Below are 16,704 nucleotides of genomic sequence, written 5' to 3' on the forward strand. Positions count from 1 at the left end.
AATGAATACTTATTTTTTCTTCCCATAATAAAACCCCCTTAGGTTAAAAGTGCTTTATTTATTTGCACTGTCTACCTAAGGGGGATAATATCATTTTGGAGTCCCTTTTGTTTGTTATTTACAAGTAGCGCCGCTATCTTCTAACTCTTCAACGATTTCTTTAACAGATGTGTTTTGCATTTCATCTAATGTTAAACCGCTTGTTTGCATCATAGCTGGTACTTCTTTAAGATCTTGAACGTTTAAAGTTAATGTAACATGTAATTCGTCATCTTTAACAGCAAGTTTCATCTCAACACCATCAACTTCTCCCATTGCTGATTCAAGTTGACCTTCAAGCATTTCAAGTTCTTCGTCAGTAATTTCAGAGTAATCTGTTGAATCATCAGCCATAAGTACTGTCATAGTTTTTAACTTATCGTCTTTTGGTTCAAGAGTGATTTCCATCTTTGAATATTCCTCGTCAATTGTACAAACTGTTGCTTTCTCTGATGAACTACCTGATGAACATGCAACTAGTGAAAGTCCAAGTAATCCACAAATGAATAGTTTTTTCATAATACTTACCCCCTTTACGTATCCATTATACATGAAAACGATGGAAAATAGAGTATTTTTTCATGGATATATAAAATTCATGCATAAAACCACAAAACACATAATCGCGTCCGGTCATGATTATTGGTGAACATTCGAAAAAGTAAAAAAAGAAACCCTTTAAATAAAGGGTTTTTATGCATATGGCGTCCACGAAGGGATTCGAACCCCTGACCGTACGCTTAGAAGGCGTATGCTCTATCCAACTGAGCTACGTAGACATAACGCTAAATCATAATAACAAAGATTTTTCGCTTTGGCAAGCAATTCTTTTTGCTCAGTTGAATAGAGCATACACCTAAACTACATCTTATGATTTAACATATATTGTATCTTTTAACCAAATATAAACTCAACTTTTACAGCACCACTTGTATCATCAACATGCATAATTGCATATGAAGTATCTCTCCCATCTCGTGACATCTGTAAAGAGCCAGGATTTAATACATGTACACCATCAATCACTCGATAATCAGCAATATGGGTATGTCCATAACAAACGATGTCGCATCCCTTGCTTTTTGCTTTTTTCACCATCTGTTTGTCACGATTAAAATATCCAAACATATGTGAATGAAACATAATTAATTTATGATGTGGAAGATTTAATACAATTTCACTTGGATAATCATAATAATCATTATTTCCTGTTACTGTAATAAATTGTGGATATTCATAACTGTCTAAACAAATATCGCCACAGTGCAAAAACAAGTCAGCATCTCTATGTATTTCTAAGATTTTATCTAATTTTGAACGGATTCCGTGTGAATCACTAACAACAATAATTTTCATAACTAATTCTCGATTCCTTCTAGCACCTTAAAATTTTCATACATAATAGTTAAATAATCACGATTTTCTTCACGATCTTCATTGGTTAGTGCTGACATATTATTTATTTCTATCGAGATTAGACCTAGCTCATCTCGAACCGTTTGATATAACTCTTCCATTTCTGGATTTAGATTTTGTTCGTGAACAATATACTTTACTCCATCATCACGAATTCTTTGTAAAATGATTTCTAATTGATCATCAGTTGGTGTTGCACCAAATTTCGACAAACAAAGTGGATACACATGCATATCATATGTATTTTGCCAATTCCCAAAACTTGCAGTAGTACTCACAAATGAAATTTCTTTGCTTTTAAGCGTTTGAAAATGAGCATCTAAATTTGTAAGTTCAATCTCTAATGCATCATAGTTCTTACGAAAATCATCTTCAAGATGAGGATACAAAGTAATCATGTAGTCACGGATAGATTCTGCTGCAGATATCATTTGCAAAGGGTCCATCCAAATAAATGGATCTTTGGTATAGGTATTAATCGTTGAAAATTGATTTCCTTCATAATACGATTCTTGAACAAGTGTTCCAACACTATTTTTAGTATATCGTGCAAAATCATTAAAATAGCCATATCCCTGTAAATCTAAGTAATTTTTGGCATCATTACGAAGCTCTTTTCCATAGATTTCAAAATAAGGTTCCATTCCAGAAATAAACAACAATGCATCACTATCATTAAGAATGCTTTGGTATTCACTAGTAATGGAAGCACTTTGAATTGTCTCTCCATTTGAGATGCTTTCTACTGTAATATGCGGTTCGCCAATACGTTCAACTAAAAATTTAATTGGATAGGATGTAACAGCAATTTGATATTCATTTTTCGAACATCCTCCCATCATAAAACATGATAGAAAAAGGACGCAAACCATTAGTTTTTTCATCCCTACCTCCTTAGTAAACGTGTCGATAATTTCTCATCTTTTCTTATTTTTAAATCACGCATACGTATGTAATCATCACGCAAGTTTGTTAAGAAATGTAATATGAATACAAATCCAACATTTACAACCAACGTTAAAAACATACGATTATAAATCCATGAATTGAAACTAACTCTCGTATTTCCTGAAAACCACATCAATCCATATGTAATTAATTGCATTGTAAATAAAGAACATATTGCAAGAATTATACTTTCTAGTAAAGACTCCCCAACATGTTTTTGCCATGCTTTAACAATAAAACACAACAAGACAAAAATAAATATATAAACTAAAAACGAGTTCGTAAAGAAAAAGTCATAGAACATCCCACTAAGTATAGATAATATCAACGCATCAATAAAGTCCATTTTACGAATTGTCAAAATCAGTGCACAAACACCAAAGCATGATACGAAATACACACTATTCATTGCGAAATTCACTGGGAAGCAAGTTTCAATGATTCCATCGATTAGGAAACATGCAAAAACAAATATATATTGCACGACCATTTACTTCACCTTTAATACACTAACATAAGTGAAATCATTGAAATCAACTGCTGGTTTGATTTGAATTTTCACACCTTCAGCGTTATATAATTTTTCAACATCTTGCACTTCACCAATTAAAATTCCTGATGGTGTCGCTCCACCAATACCAGAAGTTACAACTTTCATTCCTTTTTTAATTTCAACAGTTGAATCGAAAATATTAGCAGTGAACATTCCAGTTGTCTTATCATAGGTCTCTAACGAACCTGTTGTAGATTTATCAGTACTCAGTTCGATTTTAATCGAAACTTGCGAGTCAGTTTTTTCTGCAGTAAGCAGTTGTACCTTTGATGTTTTATCATGTACCTCAACAACTCTACCCAACAATCCTTTTGAACTAATCACAGACATATCTTTTGTGATGCCATCATTACTTCCAACATTAATCGTCATCACATTTGACCAACCTTGCACATCTCGTGCAATAACTGTTGCTCCGATACTATTATATTGATCGTTGCTTGTGATTCCTTGTAATGCTTCAAGTTCAGCAAGACGACGTTTTGTATCATCTAATTCAGACTTGTACATCTTTTGACTTGCAATCTCTTGACGTAATTCATCATTTTCACTCTGTACATTCCAAAGGCTACTAATGTCCTTTGAAAAATTAAGGATTGTACGCGTTGGTTTTTCGATTAATGAATAACGCAACATTGTAAATAAGTCATATCCTGACTTGGAAGCTGCATTACCTCCCATAATACGTGTTGAAAATCCGAAGACAAGTAAAATAACACAGATAAATATTAATATTTTTTGCGAGCGATTAAAGCGCGCTGTTTCATTTGGTCGTTTCGTAATTTTTGGCATAAACATTCCTTTCTTACGACCTCCATTATAAACTATCTACGACAATTAATAAAGGAAGATTCACATTGTAAACCTTCCTATTTTTCGTGATGAATCAGTCCATTTTCTACGAAACTAAAATGATTATTTTGAGCAACAATGATGTGATCAATGATGGGTATCCCAATAATTTTACCACTTTCAATCAATTTATTCGTGAGTTGCAAGTCCTGTTTACTTGGTTCTGCACTTCCACTTGGATGATTATGTGCCACAATGATAGCTGCAGCATGCTTTTGAATAGCTTCTTTAAAAACTTCACGCGGATGAACAACACTCACATTTAACGTGCCAACAAAAACCGTGTTTTCATGAATGATTTGATTTTTCACATTCAAATATAATACATAAAAATGCTCTTGTTTCTTTAATCCAATTTTCTTATTCAAATAGTTATAGACCATCTGCGGATCATTTAAGACAGGTGCATTCTTTAACTTTGCGTATATACTTCGTTTACTTAATTCAAATACACTCATTAATTCCAAAGCTTTGATTACAGATATTCCTTTAATTCGAACGAGTTCATCAAAACTCATCGAAAATAATGGAACGAGTCCATCACTAACATTTAGTAATTTATCAGCAAGTTCAAGCACCGATACATCTTTATACCCACAACGTAAGATAATTGCTAACAACTCTTTATTTGATAAAGTATCCATTCCATATTTCAAAGCTTTTTCTCTTGGTCTTTCACTTTCCTTCAATTCTTTTACTTTAATGTCACTCACCTCATATATATGTAGGATTTTTTTTGCTTTATTCCTAATTTTTGGGTTGATTCGATAAAAAAATAAGCATATAATAGTGATGCAGCAATTTTGCGCAATACATGTCTCCGTAGCTCAGTTGGTAGAGCAATTGACTCTTAATCAATGGGTCTAGGGTTCGAATCCCTACGGGGACACCATTAAACATAGTAAAGGTATAAGCCCTTCTTAACATAAGAAACTTATACCTTTTTTTAATATATTATGCTGTGGTAGAATGAACGGATTTCCATTCAATTCCATGTAATGCATTTTTAAAACTAGTGAAAGGTATACTTTCACCTTTCACGTATGTATCAATCATCGATTCATCCAACATACAAGGTAGTCGATCATGAATCATTTTGAAATCAGATGTTGCATCTTGTGTCATAATAACAAACGTATCTCTAGATTCTTTTTGTTCATAAAATCCTGCAAGAGCTAGGATTTTTTTATTTGGTTTATCCAAAAGATATTGATGCTTTTGCTTATCCCATTCATAAAATGCTTTCACATAAATAATGCAACGTTGATTTTGATATAGATGTTTAAACATCGGCTTTTCAAGGACACTTTCCACACGTGCATTAATAATTCGCATTTTTTTCCAACTTGGTTCAATTCCCCACTGCATCATTTTAAAACCATTGTTTGTTTTCACAAGATACGATTGTGAAGGATATACATCTTGATGCTCAACAGGAAGTTGTGATTCTTCATAAGCTCCTTGTAAGATTTCTTTCCAATCTTCTTTAGTGAGCGAAAGAAAGCGACCACACATTATGAAAAATTCCTTTTCGAGTGCATAACCTGGCCAATAATTCTTACTGGTAAAATGTCAATTTCATTTTTATTAAAAAAGCGATTTGCAACCGTTTGGTTTGCTGCTTCTAAAATTAGTACATCATCTTTCATAATCACCTTTTTAATTGTAACTTCCTCACCAACTAAAACTACCGCGATTTTATTGTTCTCAACTTCATTACATTGTTTCACATAGACTAAATCGCCATCAAAAATACCAACGCCTATCATCGAATCTCCTTGTACTTTTAAATAGTAATCCCCTTTCGTTGATTCGATTTCCGTTACTTCTTCATATCCCAAAAGATCTTCAGCTGCAAACAAATCATATCCAGCTTTTACATTTCCTAAAATGGGTTTTAATAGATTTTGCGCATCATCATCAAGCGCACGCGAAGAAAGATGTAATAGTTCTGCCAAGCGATCCTGTTTTTCTTGAGGAATACTTTTTGTGGTTCCATCAAGCCAACGGTAAACACTTGAAACGCCAACATCTAAATGATTTGCAATTTCTTTTGGTGAAATTCCCATGATTTCCATCTGGTGTTTTAAAATATCTTTATTCATGATTTCATGTTATCACTATTTTTGTAACAATGCAAATTTATTAAAATAGAAAAAGTAATTTTTACCATTTTTGATTGAAAAATGGTAATCTTGTGTTATGCTCTAGATAGGAGGACACATCATGCAGCACGAATCGAGAACCATCTTACATATTGATATTAACCATTGTTATGCACAAATTGAGGAAATGCTTACTCCTCCCTTACGTGATATTCCAATGGCGGTTGGTGGCGATGAATCACAAAGGCATGGAATCATTCTTGCAAAAAATATTAAGGCTAAACCATTCAAAATCATTACTGGCGAACCCATTCGAAATGCATTAAAGAAGTGTCCAGACTTACATATTGTTCAAGCAGACATGAAAAAGTACGCATACTATACATCAAAAGTAAAAGAAATTTATCATGAATACTCCGATCGCGTAGAAGATTTTGGTTTAGATGAAGCATGGGTTGATGTCACCGATTCACTTCGTATATATGGTAGCGGCATACAAATCGCACAAAAGATCCAAAGACGCGTAAAGCATGAATATGGACTCACTGTCTCTATTGGCATTAGTTTCAATAAAGTATTTGCAAAACTTGGTTCTGATTATAAGAAACCAAGTGGGCTTACAGAAATTACGAAAGAAAACTTTAAGACGTTTGTTTGGCGACTCCCCGTTAGTTATTTACTTATGGTTGGTCATGCAACAACAAAAAAGCTACATTCTTTACAAATTTATACGATCGGAGATTTAGCATGTGCATCAACCACCTTGCTAAAACAAAAATTTGGCAAAATGGGTCTTCTTATTTGGAGTTATGCAAATGGAATGGAAACAAGTGAAGTTACATTAGAAACATTCACAGTCCCACCAAAATCTATTGGTAATTCTTGGACTACTCCTAAAGATATTACAAATGCGGATGAAGCCAAAATTGTTTTAGAAAGACTAAGCAATTCCGTTGCTTGTCGTCTACGAGAGAAAGAGTTTATGGCCAAAGTCATTACACTTTCAGTAAGAGATACCAATTTACACAGATTTACTCATCAGCGTAAAATATCAGTTGCAATTGATACATGCAGTGAAATCTTGCAAATCGTAATGGAACTACTTGCAGAAAGTTATGACTTTATACTTCCGATACGTAGCATTGGTGTCCATGTATCACAACTTACTAAAACAAATACATACTATCAACTAAGTTTCTTTGAAGACACAGTAGCTAAGGCAAAAAATCGGAAAATCGAAATTGTTGTTGAAGATATACGAAAAAAATATGGTTTTTATAGTGTGAACTCTGCTTCATCACTTGTAGACAAAGACTTTGGTTCTGTTAATCCAAAAAGAAACCATACAATCCATCCAGTTGGATTTTTGAAAGGAAATTCATAGTCTATGCAACTCTTTAAAAAATACATAAAAGTTATTACAATGTGCGACGAACATGGCACATTAACACCCATTTATATTATTTGGAATAATGGTGCGAAATATAAAATCGATAAAATATTGGAAGTTCGCAAAGCAGCAAGTAAAGTTGGTGGATGTGGTATCTTATATCGTTGTCGTATTGGGAAAAGTGAACGAAGCATATTCTACGAAATAAACCGTTGGTTTATAGAAAGCACTAACCCATAAAAAAAGCCGAAATCTCGACTTTATCTAATCTTTCCAAACAATATACATTGCAATTAAGGAAATAACAATGACTGCAGCAGCTACTGACATCATAAGAAAACCCAACGTTGTATGTGGATTCCCATTTATAATAACAACTAATGCAAGTACTATTAACAATATAAATACATAATTAAGTAATTTCATAATATTTCCTTCTCCGTTTTTATTATACATAAAAAGTGAAATATAAAAAAGTCTGAGGCATGCATAAAAAAAGCGCAATTTAACAAACTGCACCTTTCAATTTATTTAACATGTTTACCAATCAAGTCATATGGAAGTGCATCCGTGACTTCTACAGTTACAAAGCTTCCAAAAGAAAGCACTTCATCACTTGTAAAAATAACCATACCATCTACTTCATCTGGAGCATTCATTTTACTGCGTCCACGATATTTTCCAGTTAATCCTTCTTGTGATTCAACAAGCACCTCTACCTTTTCACCAATAAATGCACGATTGTTTTCAAGTGCTATATCTTTTTGCAGACGCATCAATTGATCAAGTCTTGTTTGTGCTACAGTATCATCAATTTGATTATCCATATCATATGCCTTTGTATCTTCTTCTGGCGAATATGTAAAAGCACCCATTCGATCCCAACGTGCATCTTTGACAAATTGACATAGTTCTTCAAAGTCACTATCACTTTCTCCTGGAAAACCTACAATAAATGTAGTTCTTAATGTTGGATGCTTCCATGTTTCACGTATTTTAGCAACTGTATTCATTACAGCTTCCTTTGTTCCGCGGCGGTTCATTTCCTTTAACAACTCATTATTCGCATGTTGCATTGGAATATCAAAATACGGTATTACTTTATCCAACTGTTTCATTCCATCAATTAATGAATCTTCAATCTCATCTGGGTACATATACAATATTCGAATCCAATGCAATCCATCAATTGTATTTAATTCCTCAAGTAGATCTAACAACGAAAGTTTTCCGTATAAATCTAATCCATATTTCGTAGTATCTTGCGCAATTAAGACTAATTCTTTTACGCCTGACTTAGCAAGCGTTTTTGCTTGTGCAACAAGATCATCTTTTGGATATGAAACATTTCCACCACGAATTAGAGGGATGGCGCAAAATGTACAACAGTTACTGCATCCTTCTGCTATTTTCATATATGCCGTATATGGTTTACTTGAAAGCAAACGTTCGTTCTTATTATAAACCTTTAGTGGTTCACCTAGGTGATACTCTAAAATTTCATGTAAATGTGGATATTCTTTAATTGAAACAAAAGCATCAACTTCTGGAATTTCGGCTTCTAGTTCATCTTTATATCTTTGTGCAAGACATCCAACAACAATTAATTTCTTTAAATTTGCCTTCTTATATTCTGCCATCTCTAAAATTGTATTAATCGCTTCTGTTTTTGCTGATTCAATAAATCCGCATGTATTAATGACTATTGCCTCTGCTTCTTTTGGATCATTCACTAATTCATGAACACCACGAAACATTCCCATAATATTTTCGCTGTCAACTAAATTTTTACTACATCCTAATGATATAAATCCTACTTTCATATGTCTACCTTACTTTCCAATGCAATCTTATATGATTATACACGAATAAAGTTTGCTGGCAACAATTTCTAAATAAAATATTTCCTTATTGTATTAAAAAAAGACAAATCACTTAAGACTTGTCCATTGTTGCTTAATCTTTTTTTCGTAACCACTTAATTGCATGTGATAACTTAATTTGATTTCCATACATTAATGTTCCTCGACGATATATTTTTGCAGCTGCAATTCCAACAAGAACCGTTGATCCAATTAGTAGAATTAACGAAATAATTACTTGGTAAACTGGAACATCAACAACAGCCATTCGCGCAAACATAGCCATTGGCGAACTTAACGGAACCATTGATGCAATTGTAAACATTGCACCATTTGGATCAATCACAATTCCAAAATACACTACAAAGTATATAATCAAGAAAATAAATGTCATTGGAGTTGCACTACTATTAACATCTTCACTTTTTGAAACGAGTGCTCCAATTGCACCAAAGATAAATGCATAGAAGATAAATCCAAAGATTCCAAATACTGCGAATGAAAGTAGAATCTCAATCGGAATATTTAATATAGAATCTAGTAAACCTCCCCAACTTTCTCTATTTATAGAATACGATAATACACATACTCCTAGCATGAGTCCGACTTGAAGGATTGCTGCTAGAACACCTGCTATAACTTTCCCAAAAATCAATGCATTAGGATTTGCACTTGTAACTAATAATTCCATCGTGCGATTTCCCTTTTCGCTTGCTACTGTAGTCGCTACAATATTTCCGTATAATACAACTACCATATAAATCAGCATTATAAGTGGAAACGTATAAATCATACTGTTAGTTCCATCAACACCTAAACTAACCGTATTCACATTTACAGTATTTCCATAGTAGATATCCATAACTTGTTTTGCATCAATACCAGCTTCTTCAAATGCATGGTTTCGCTTAATTTGTGAGAATAACTCTTGTAGTACATAAGGCGATGAATCTGTTAAACTATTATTTTTTACATAGTACGTGAAATTTCCATTTGCTTGCACTTCAATTGATGCATCTGCTTTGTCATCTTCAACCATGTCTTTTATTGCTTTTACAGAATCTTTATACTCAAATGTCACATTTGGGAGATATAACTTCATTGTATCTTCAGCATTATCTAGAAACTTCGTTGGATCATACACAGCATATACTTTTTTCTCTGTATCTTGATCAACAACAGCTGTTTCTGCATTTGCATCGCCAATTCCACCAATGACCGTTGGTATCGAAAACCCTACGATTGCAATTACTACAAAAATCACAGTTGTAATAATGTATGCTTTTGCCTTTACTAAGTTTAAAAATTCCCACTTTAAGATGTGTAAGAACTGTTTCATTCTACATCACCTGCTTTCATCACAAATATATCTGTCAAAGTTGGTTTGTAATCACCAAAGACATCGATATCTATTTCCAAATCAATCAACTTCTTGGCAATATACTTTTTATCATAATTTTCCAACATTTCAAATATTACATAATCTTTACGAACATCGACAACAGATACGCATTCTTCCATTTGCTGCGAGAGCAAGATTGAAAGTTCTTGTGTTGTCATTCCATTTGCATTCAGTATTAGTTTTTGATCACCATATTCTTTTTGAATACTTCGTAATTCACCTTTAAGTACAACATTACCCTTATTTAGAATCACAACATCTTTACAAAATTCTTCGACGTATCCCATTTGATGACTAGAAAAGATAACCAACTTTCCGTTTTGTATTTCCTCTTCTATCAGATCTTTTAACATTTGTGAATTCACTGGATCAAGTCCACTAAATGGTTCATCCAAAATAATAATTTGCGGATCATTAATTAGTGTTTGGACAAGTTGTACTTTTTGCTGATTACCCTTTGAAAGCGTTTCTAATTTTCTGTTTGTATATTCAGATATACCAAGTTTATCAAGTAACTTTATTGCATTCGCTTTAGCTTCATGTTTACTAATCCCTCTAAGTTCGCCAAAGTAAATAAGTTGTTCCATTACTTTCTTTTTTGGATACATCCCTCGTTCTTCAGGCATATATCCAATCTTATGCAATTTTGGATCAAAGGGAGCTCCATCTAAAAGCACTTCTCCACTATTTGCATGAAAAACTCCCATTAAAATTCGTATAGTTGTTGTTTTTCCTGCACCATTTCTCCCCAATAAACCAAGTGCACTTCCATCAGTAGCATAAAAACTTACACCATGTAACACTTCGGTTCCATCAAAACTCTTATGTATATTTTTTATTTCAAGTTTCATTCAGGTTCTCCTCTCGTGATAAAAGTATACCATTATTACAGTCTCCAAAAAAGAAAAAACCTTCGGAGGGCACCAAGGTTGTTTCTTGCATATCACTATGCGATTTAATATTACATATTTCGTAACACATGTTTCACTTTTCAGTAAAACGAATCCCATCTTCCTTTTTTTGTGTTACATCCACTATCTTCCTATTTAACATCGAATTTAATTAAAACTAAACTCGATAGATATCAAATTAATTCAGGGAAAATGGTATACACCATATTCCCTTACAATTAAGTAGGATTTAAACCTTACTCGATAGCCGCTTGTTTGCGGCTATATTTAAAGGCTTAAATGCATTTCTTTCCTCTTCCCTAATACAAATATACCACATTTTCTCAACTTGTCAACACAATTCCTGTATTAATAGTAGGATTTTAACATGATAAGTATTTTATAACTAATAAAAACTTGATTTAATTTGATTTTTAATAAAAAAACAAGCAATATTTACTTACTTGTTTTTATAATATTTCGTAAACTCGATTTCATTAATCGAAAACTCTTTACCATCCAAATATGAAAATAAACGATCATTTTGAGTATGGAATGTAATACTAGATGCAGCTAACGCTTGATATGGCATTTTATTTGATTTTGCTTTATATCGCGTATCTCCGACAAGTGGATGCCCTATTGCAGCAAACTGCGCACGGATTTGATGTGACTTTCCAGTTTCTAAATGAATCTTTACAAGTTCTGCATCTTTATAACCCTCCATTACTTTATAAGTTAAACGTACTTGTTTACTTTTTGAAGAAACTGGAGTATCAGTTATTTTAACATCACCATGCATATCTTTTTCATGGTAGTGAACAAGTTCACCTTGTTTGTTTGAAACTATACCTTCAACTAGCGCTACGTATACCTTATCAATATCACGTTGCTTTATCAATGAATTTAAGTGTCTCAATGAAGCAGCATTTTTTGCCGCCATAATAATCCCCTGTGTATTTCGATCCAATCGATGAGCAAGCGCTGGTGTAAAACTCTGTACTTGAGTTGGATCATATTCCTTTTTATCATATAAATAATGCAATATTCGATTGATTAGTGTATCTTTATCCTCTTTAATATCACTGTGAACAAGTAAACCAATAGGTTTATCTAAGATAAGAATATTCTCATCTTCATAAATGATAGAGAGTCTATTTGGTGCATCCAAAAAAGAATAGTCAACTGGATTATCAAAAAATTCTTCACTAATATAAAGCGTTACAGTATCTCCTACATGTAACTTCACCTCTGGTGTACAGCGCTTTCCATTTACCTTTATTTTTTTATTTCGTATATATTTATACATTAAGCTTTTCGGTAATTTTGGAAGTGTTTTTTGCAAAAACTTATCTAAACGTTGTGATGCATCGTTTTCGTATATTTGTAATCGTCTCATAGTATCATAACTGTAATATACGCAATACCAATTAGAGTACCCACAATTGCTCCAAAAACTACGTCAGTAAAATAATGTACACGTAAAAACATTCTAGAGAAAGCAATAAGTGATGCAAATATTAGTGAGAAAAAACCAAATTGAGGATAAAAGTGCATAATGACTACAGCACAACCAAATCCGTTTGCACTATGACCTGAAGGGAATGATGATCCATATGGATTTGGAATAGATATATGAATGTCCGGATGATCCTCAAATGGACGATTTCTTCTAAAAATTGCCTTAATAAATCCATTATTTATTGCATTAATAAAAAGCATCACACCAACTAGTGCAAATGATAATTCGCGCTCACCTCTTATGAACGCAACAATCACATAGGCGATCCAAATAAAACAAAAATCCCCAAGTCGAGTAACGATACGCATTATACGTTCACGTCTTGGATTTGTTAACTTATCATTAATAAAATATAAAATACTATCATCTAAAAAATTCATAAAAACCGCCTTATCCTAGACATTATAACGTAAACAAATAAAAAAGGGTAGTTAAAACTCTACCCTTAATTAACTCATATCTTATTTAGATGGATTGTGTTTATTTACTAATGGACTACCTTTTTCTGCGAGTAACGGTTTATCAAACCATTCTAGGTTCTTCCACCCTTCTTCTTCAGTTACAATCTTGTATGCACTAGTGAAGAAGTCGATAACTGCCTTTGCAGGATCATCATAACTCCATGCATCTCGTAACGTTAAAAAATACTCTGCTTTCTCTTTACTATAGTATGCCTTATCTGGTTGTATAGGTGTTTTTGTCAAATCTTTCGTAATAAATGGATATGGCAAAATAAAGAATGCTGGTTCATCAACAACATCATCTCCCGGCCAAAATCCAAATTCAATCATTTGTTCATCAAATGCTGACTTTTCAATATATCCATTATATGGAAATGGTTCTTTCTTTCCACTAAATAATACAGCTGACATATCGAATGTTCCCCAGAAAAAACTAGGCAATATTTTCTTTCCTCTAAAAGAAGAAACAAATTTTAGTTCTTGTTCATATGCAAAAGCCATCATTCGATGAAAATCTTTTGCGCAAGTTGCATCATAATGCAAAATCGTATGATTTTTCTCAAACGGTGTAGTAATACTCATTTCCATCGGTGTTGTACAAATATTCGTATGACACATAACATCTTCTAACATTTTTTTATACATCTCATAATATTGTGCAACCGATTTTCCACTTTCAAATGAAAACGAACTCTTTTCTCCATTTAAATTTAAAGCTTCAACTTTTCCATCTTCCAAGCAAATTCTTACTTCAAAACTATTCGCACCATTGTTAATCAATCCTGTTGTAAACCCATCAGCATTAATTTGTAATAACGAATGATTCCACTCAGGTTGGGGCTCAAGCCAAGCTAATTTCGTTTTTCCTAACATTTGCGAAAGTTGATGAAGCGTTAAAGCTGTATCCTTCCATTCGCTATAATTTAAAATTCTCATTTCCTTTCCTCTCCTTCTTCTATAGCTTATTATAAGCCATTTATAAAAGGAAGTTAATTGGATTGCACTAAATGGTTTTCGTTATATACATTTTATATTTATTTGCCACAGTGCTCGGAATACTTGTTTCAAGAAGAATTCCATCTTCGCGATTTTCAAGTATTTTTGTCTCATATTGTTCACTCAACATATGCACGATATTCCCCATTTCATACGGAATGAGCAATTGATAAACCTTATAATCTTTATAAAGTAATTGCGTAATTTCTTGCTTTAAACGTTCAAGACCATATCCGTTTTTTGCTGAAATTGCAATTTTCATTGAATCATCATAATTTTCATTTGACTTATCTACTTTATTATAAACTTCTAAAATCGGTGTGTCCTCGACGCCGATAGCCTGTAAGGTTTGCAGTGTTACACGTTTATGGTGATTAATATGAGGACTCGTACTATCAATCACGTGTAACAATAAGTCTGCTTCCTTTACTTCTTCCAAAGTAGAGCGAAATGCTTTGATTAAATGGTGTGGTAAGTTGTCAACAAATCCTACTGTATCAGTAAGTAAACACCATTTTTTGTCTGTTAATTCCACTCTTCGAACTCTTGTTTGTAGCGTCGCAAAAAGCATATCTTCAACATATACTTTTTTATCACTATCGTCATCGAGTAAAGCATTCATAAGTGTACTTTTTCCAACATTTGTATACCCAACAAGTGCTACTGTTTTCGTATCTGACTTCTTACGTTTACTTCGTTGTGTCTGTCTTTCCTGTACAAGTTTCTTCAATTCTCTTCTATATTTTGCGATTTGTGCTTCGATTACTCTACGATCGCTTTCTAACTTTGTTTCACCGCCACCTCTAGAGCGTAATGTACTACTACCACCTTGTCTACTAAGTGCTTCATAGCTACCACCTAAACGCGGCAAATCATATTCAAGTGAACTAATCATTACTTGCAACTTCGCTTCTTTTGTTTGTGCTCTGCTTGCAAAGATATCCAAAATTAAGCGTGTGCGATCCATAATCTCAACATCACTTATAACTTCTTCAATATTTCTAGTCTGACTTGGTGTTAGTTCATCATTAAAAATGATAATATCAATTTCATTGTTCTCACAGAATTCCTTGATTTCCATAAGTTTTCCTTTACCAACATATGTTTTTCGATCACTTGACTCACTATTTTGTTTTATGGAATCGACGATCATAAACATATTTGCTTCAGCTAAACTTTGTAGTTCATCCATTGCATATTCGAAGTCACTTGTCTTTTTCTCTGAAACACCTACTAACAGTACATTGGGTTGAACAGCTGTTTGTTCAATCATGAAAGAACCTCAATACTATAAGATGTATGGAATGTATCGTTTGGTTTCAAAATGATCGTTCCATCACGCTTTTCAAAAGGGACATCAACCTTTTCAAAATCTCCATGAGAATACCATGGTTCTAAACATACAAAAGGAGCATTTTCACTTGGAGTCCATATTGCAAACAACGGAAAAGGTTGAATTGATAAACGCACCGCATGTTTTGGTCCTTGTAAAGTAACATATTCCGACTTCATTCCTTTATAGATTAATGTTGCTGCATCCATTATTGTTTTATAGCGCAAAGGCAGGTCCTTTATCGTTAACGATGTAGAATAGTGTGGAGTTTCTTTATTTGGATCAAAGTGAATTTGTTCTAACTGTTCTTCATGATCAAAGACGATAGAATAATCTGAAAATGTCTCATCTTGTTCTAAAGGACAATTAAATCCTGGATGAAGCCCAAACCCAAACGGCATTGCAGAGTCACCTATATTCTTAATATCATAAGAAATTTTTACTTTTGATCCCTCAATGGTATACGTAATACGATAATCAAATGCAAATGGATAGACTGCCAATGTATCATCATTTGAAAGCAATTGGAAAGTTGCTGAGTATTCATTAGATGATATACACGTTAATTCAGAATTCCTGATAAATCCATGATTTTTCATAGCATAAGTTTTACCATTTATTTCATACGAATTTGTGTAAGTATTACCAACTTGTGGAAATAAACTTGGATTCTTACCAGACCAAAAAGCATCATCACCCTGCCATAAATACTGAACATTGTTCGACTTTAAAGTTAATGCCGTCATTTCTCCGCCTTTTTCGGTCAAATCCAATATAATTTCTTTATTTTCTAATCTCATTTTATTCTCCTCCATATATCAATTTTGTTCCTTATATTATACTTATATAAACTTGTACTATCCTTGACAGTTCAACATATCTAACATATCATATACTTGTAAAGTGAAGTTAAATATCCCTTTCCTATCTTCCTA

General features: G+C 33.1%; 19 protein-coding genes and 2 tRNA genes. 3 read left to right on the plus strand and 18 right to left on the minus strand.

Features of this window, described 5'->3' with window-relative positions; all coding sequences use genetic code 11:
- Positions 1–114: 114 nt before the first annotated feature.
- The 7 genes from M2098_RS09010 to radC all read right to left on the minus strand — a co-directional run bounded on the left by M2098_RS09010 (position 115) and on the right by radC (position 4,521).
- Positions 115–558, minus strand: a complete 444-nt coding sequence (locus M2098_RS09010; RefSeq protein ID WP_280683774.1) for a hypothetical protein — start codon at positions 556–558, stop codon at positions 115–117.
- 183 nt (positions 559–741) lie between these two features.
- Positions 742–818, minus strand: a tRNA-Arg gene (locus M2098_RS09015).
- Between the two features lie 115 nt (positions 819–933).
- A complete protein-coding gene (locus tag M2098_RS09020) occupies positions 934–1,395 on the minus strand; it encodes a metallophosphoesterase family protein (RefSeq protein WP_280683776.1) in 462 nt (153 codons plus the stop codon).
- Positions 1,396–1,397: 2 nt separating this feature from the next.
- Positions 1,398–2,339 carry a metal ABC transporter substrate-binding protein gene (locus M2098_RS09025; RefSeq protein WP_280683778.1) on the minus strand — a complete coding sequence of 314 codons (942 nt, stop codon included), beginning with the start codon at positions 2,337–2,339 and terminating at the stop codon, positions 1,398–1,400.
- Positions 2,340–2,341: 2 nt separating this feature from the next.
- Positions 2,342–2,893, minus strand: a complete 552-nt coding sequence (locus tag M2098_RS09030) for a hypothetical protein (protein WP_280683780.1) — start codon at positions 2,891–2,893, stop codon at positions 2,342–2,344.
- Positions 2,894–3,748 carry a rod shape-determining protein MreC gene (gene mreC, locus M2098_RS09035; RefSeq protein WP_280683782.1) on the minus strand — a complete coding sequence of 285 codons (855 nt, stop codon included), beginning with the start codon at positions 3,746–3,748 and terminating at the stop codon, positions 2,894–2,896.
- Between the two features lie 77 nt (positions 3,749–3,825).
- Positions 3,826–4,521, minus strand: a complete 696-nt coding sequence (radC, locus tag M2098_RS09040) for a DNA repair protein RadC (protein ID WP_280683784.1) — start codon at positions 4,519–4,521, stop codon at positions 3,826–3,828.
- Between the two features lie 103 nt (positions 4,522–4,624).
- Between radC and M2098_RS09045 the strand changes: the two genes are divergently transcribed.
- A tRNA-Lys gene (locus M2098_RS09045) sits at positions 4,625–4,700 on the plus strand.
- 62 nt (positions 4,701–4,762) lie between these two features.
- On the opposite strand, the gene M2098_RS09050 is transcribed toward M2098_RS09045, so the two are convergent.
- Positions 4,763–5,323 (minus strand): SOS response-associated peptidase family protein, encoded by a 561-nt coding sequence (locus M2098_RS09050; RefSeq protein WP_280683786.1) that lies wholly within the window; start codon positions 5,321–5,323, stop codon positions 4,763–4,765.
- On the minus strand, positions 5,323–5,913 hold the full coding sequence (locus M2098_RS09055) for an XRE family transcriptional regulator (protein ID WP_280683788.1): 591 nt from the start codon (positions 5,911–5,913) through the stop codon (positions 5,323–5,325). Before M2098_RS09055 ends, M2098_RS09050 begins: the two co-directional genes overlap by 1 nt.
- A gap of 121 nt (positions 5,914–6,034) precedes the next feature.
- On the opposite strand from M2098_RS09055, the gene dinB reads away from it, so the two are divergent.
- Positions 6,035–7,297, plus strand: a complete 1,263-nt coding sequence (gene dinB, locus M2098_RS09060) for a DNA polymerase IV (protein ID WP_280683790.1) — start codon at positions 6,035–6,037, stop codon at positions 7,295–7,297.
- A 3-nt stretch (positions 7,298–7,300) separates the two neighbouring features.
- On the plus strand, positions 7,301–7,543 hold the full coding sequence (locus M2098_RS09065; RefSeq protein ID WP_280683792.1) for a hypothetical protein: 243 nt from the start codon (positions 7,301–7,303) through the stop codon (positions 7,541–7,543).
- Positions 7,544–7,567: 24 nt separating this feature from the next.
- On the opposite strand, the gene M2098_RS09070 is transcribed toward M2098_RS09065, so the two are convergent.
- The 9 genes from M2098_RS09070 to M2098_RS09110 all read right to left on the minus strand — a co-directional run bounded on the left by M2098_RS09070 (position 7,568) and on the right by M2098_RS09110 (position 16,569).
- The gene (locus tag M2098_RS09070) at positions 7,568–7,729 is read right to left on the minus strand and encodes a hypothetical protein (protein ID WP_280683794.1); all 162 of its coding nucleotides are present in this window, start codon (positions 7,727–7,729) and stop codon (positions 7,568–7,570) included.
- Positions 7,730–7,830: 101 nt separating this feature from the next.
- Positions 7,831–9,126 carry a 30S ribosomal protein S12 methylthiotransferase RimO gene (gene rimO, locus M2098_RS09075; protein ID WP_280683796.1) on the minus strand — a complete coding sequence of 432 codons (1,296 nt, stop codon included), beginning with the start codon at positions 9,124–9,126 and terminating at the stop codon, positions 7,831–7,833.
- Positions 9,127–9,259: 133 nt separating this feature from the next.
- Positions 9,260–10,504, minus strand: a complete 1,245-nt coding sequence (locus tag M2098_RS09080; RefSeq protein ID WP_280683798.1) for an ABC transporter permease — start codon at positions 10,502–10,504, stop codon at positions 9,260–9,262.
- Positions 10,501–11,418 (minus strand): ATP-binding cassette domain-containing protein, encoded by a 918-nt coding sequence (locus M2098_RS09085; protein WP_280683799.1) that lies wholly within the window; start codon positions 11,416–11,418, stop codon positions 10,501–10,503. The genes M2098_RS09080 and M2098_RS09085 overlap by 4 nt, the downstream gene beginning before the upstream one ends.
- A gap of 499 nt (positions 11,419–11,917) precedes the next feature.
- Positions 11,918–12,856, minus strand: a complete 939-nt coding sequence (locus M2098_RS09090) for an RluA family pseudouridine synthase (RefSeq protein ID WP_280683800.1) — start codon at positions 12,854–12,856, stop codon at positions 11,918–11,920.
- Positions 12,853–13,359, minus strand: coding sequence for a phosphatase PAP2 family protein (locus M2098_RS09095; RefSeq protein WP_280683801.1), 507 nt, complete (start codon positions 13,357–13,359; stop codon positions 12,853–12,855). Before M2098_RS09095 ends, M2098_RS09090 begins: the two co-directional genes overlap by 4 nt.
- 81 nt (positions 13,360–13,440) lie before the next feature.
- The gene (locus M2098_RS09100) at positions 13,441–14,376 is read right to left on the minus strand and encodes a DUF5996 family protein (protein WP_280683802.1); all 936 of its coding nucleotides are present in this window, start codon (positions 14,374–14,376) and stop codon (positions 13,441–13,443) included.
- 67 nt (positions 14,377–14,443) lie between these two features.
- Positions 14,444–15,709, minus strand: a complete 1,266-nt coding sequence (gene hflX / locus M2098_RS09105) for a GTPase HflX (RefSeq protein WP_280683803.1) — start codon at positions 15,707–15,709, stop codon at positions 14,444–14,446.
- Complete coding sequence (locus M2098_RS09110) at positions 15,706–16,569, minus strand: aldose 1-epimerase family protein (protein WP_280683805.1); 864 nt, start codon at positions 16,567–16,569, stop codon at positions 15,706–15,708. Before M2098_RS09110 ends, hflX begins: the two co-directional genes overlap by 4 nt.
- Between the last annotated feature and the right edge of the window lie 135 nt (positions 16,570–16,704).

The organism is Breznakia sp. PFB1-19 (assembly GCF_029893935.1).
Classification (GTDB): domain Bacteria; phylum Bacillota_I; class Bacilli_A; order Erysipelotrichales; family Erysipelotrichaceae; genus Breznakia; species Breznakia blatticola.

Coding starts and splice junctions, on each gene's coding strand:
- M2098_RS09010 (WP_280683774.1), bottom strand. CDS start 558: ATGAAAAAACTATTCATTTGTGGATTACTTGGACTTTCACTAGTTGCA.
- M2098_RS09020 (WP_280683776.1), bottom strand. CDS start 1,395: ATGAAAATTATTGTTGTTAGTGATTCACACGGAATCCGTTCAAAATTA.
- M2098_RS09025 (WP_280683778.1), bottom strand. CDS start 2,339: ATGAAAAAACTAATGGTTTGCGTCCTTTTTCTATCATGTTTTATGATG.
- M2098_RS09030 (WP_280683780.1), bottom strand. CDS start 2,893: ATGGTCGTGCAATATATATTTGTTTTTGCATGTTTCCTAATCGATGGA.
- mreC (WP_280683782.1), bottom strand. CDS start 3,748: ATGCCAAAAATTACGAAACGACCAAATGAAACAGCGCGCTTTAATCGC.
- M2098_RS09050 (WP_280683786.1), bottom strand. CDS start 5,323: ATGTGTGGTCGCTTTCTTTCGCTCACTAAAGAAGATTGGAAAGAAATC.
- M2098_RS09055 (WP_280683788.1), bottom strand. CDS start 5,913: ATGAATAAAGATATTTTAAAACACCAGATGGAAATCATGGGAATTTCA.
- dinB (WP_280683790.1), top strand. CDS start 6,035: ATGCAGCACGAATCGAGAACCATCTTACATATTGATATTAACCATTGT.
- M2098_RS09065 (WP_280683792.1), top strand. CDS start 7,301: ATGCAACTCTTTAAAAAATACATAAAAGTTATTACAATGTGCGACGAA.
- M2098_RS09070 (WP_280683794.1), bottom strand. CDS start 7,729: ATGAAATTACTTAATTATGTATTTATATTGTTAATAGTACTTGCATTA.
- rimO (WP_280683796.1), bottom strand. CDS start 9,126: ATGAAAGTAGGATTTATATCATTAGGATGTAGTAAAAATTTAGTTGAC.
- M2098_RS09080 (WP_280683798.1), bottom strand. CDS start 10,504: ATGAAACAGTTCTTACACATCTTAAAGTGGGAATTTTTAAACTTAGTA.
- M2098_RS09085 (WP_280683799.1), bottom strand. CDS start 11,418: ATGAAACTTGAAATAAAAAATATACATAAGAGTTTTGATGGAACCGAA.
- M2098_RS09090 (WP_280683800.1), bottom strand. CDS start 12,856: ATGAGACGATTACAAATATACGAAAACGATGCATCACAACGTTTAGAT.
- M2098_RS09095 (WP_280683801.1), bottom strand. CDS start 13,359: ATGAATTTTTTAGATGATAGTATTTTATATTTTATTAATGATAAGTTA.
- M2098_RS09100 (WP_280683802.1), bottom strand. CDS start 14,376: ATGAGAATTTTAAATTATAGCGAATGGAAGGATACAGCTTTAACGCTT.
- hflX (WP_280683803.1), bottom strand. CDS start 15,709: ATGATTGAACAAACAGCTGTTCAACCCAATGTACTGTTAGTAGGTGTT.
- M2098_RS09110 (WP_280683805.1), bottom strand. CDS start 16,569: ATGAGATTAGAAAATAAAGAAATTATATTGGATTTGACCGAAAAAGGC.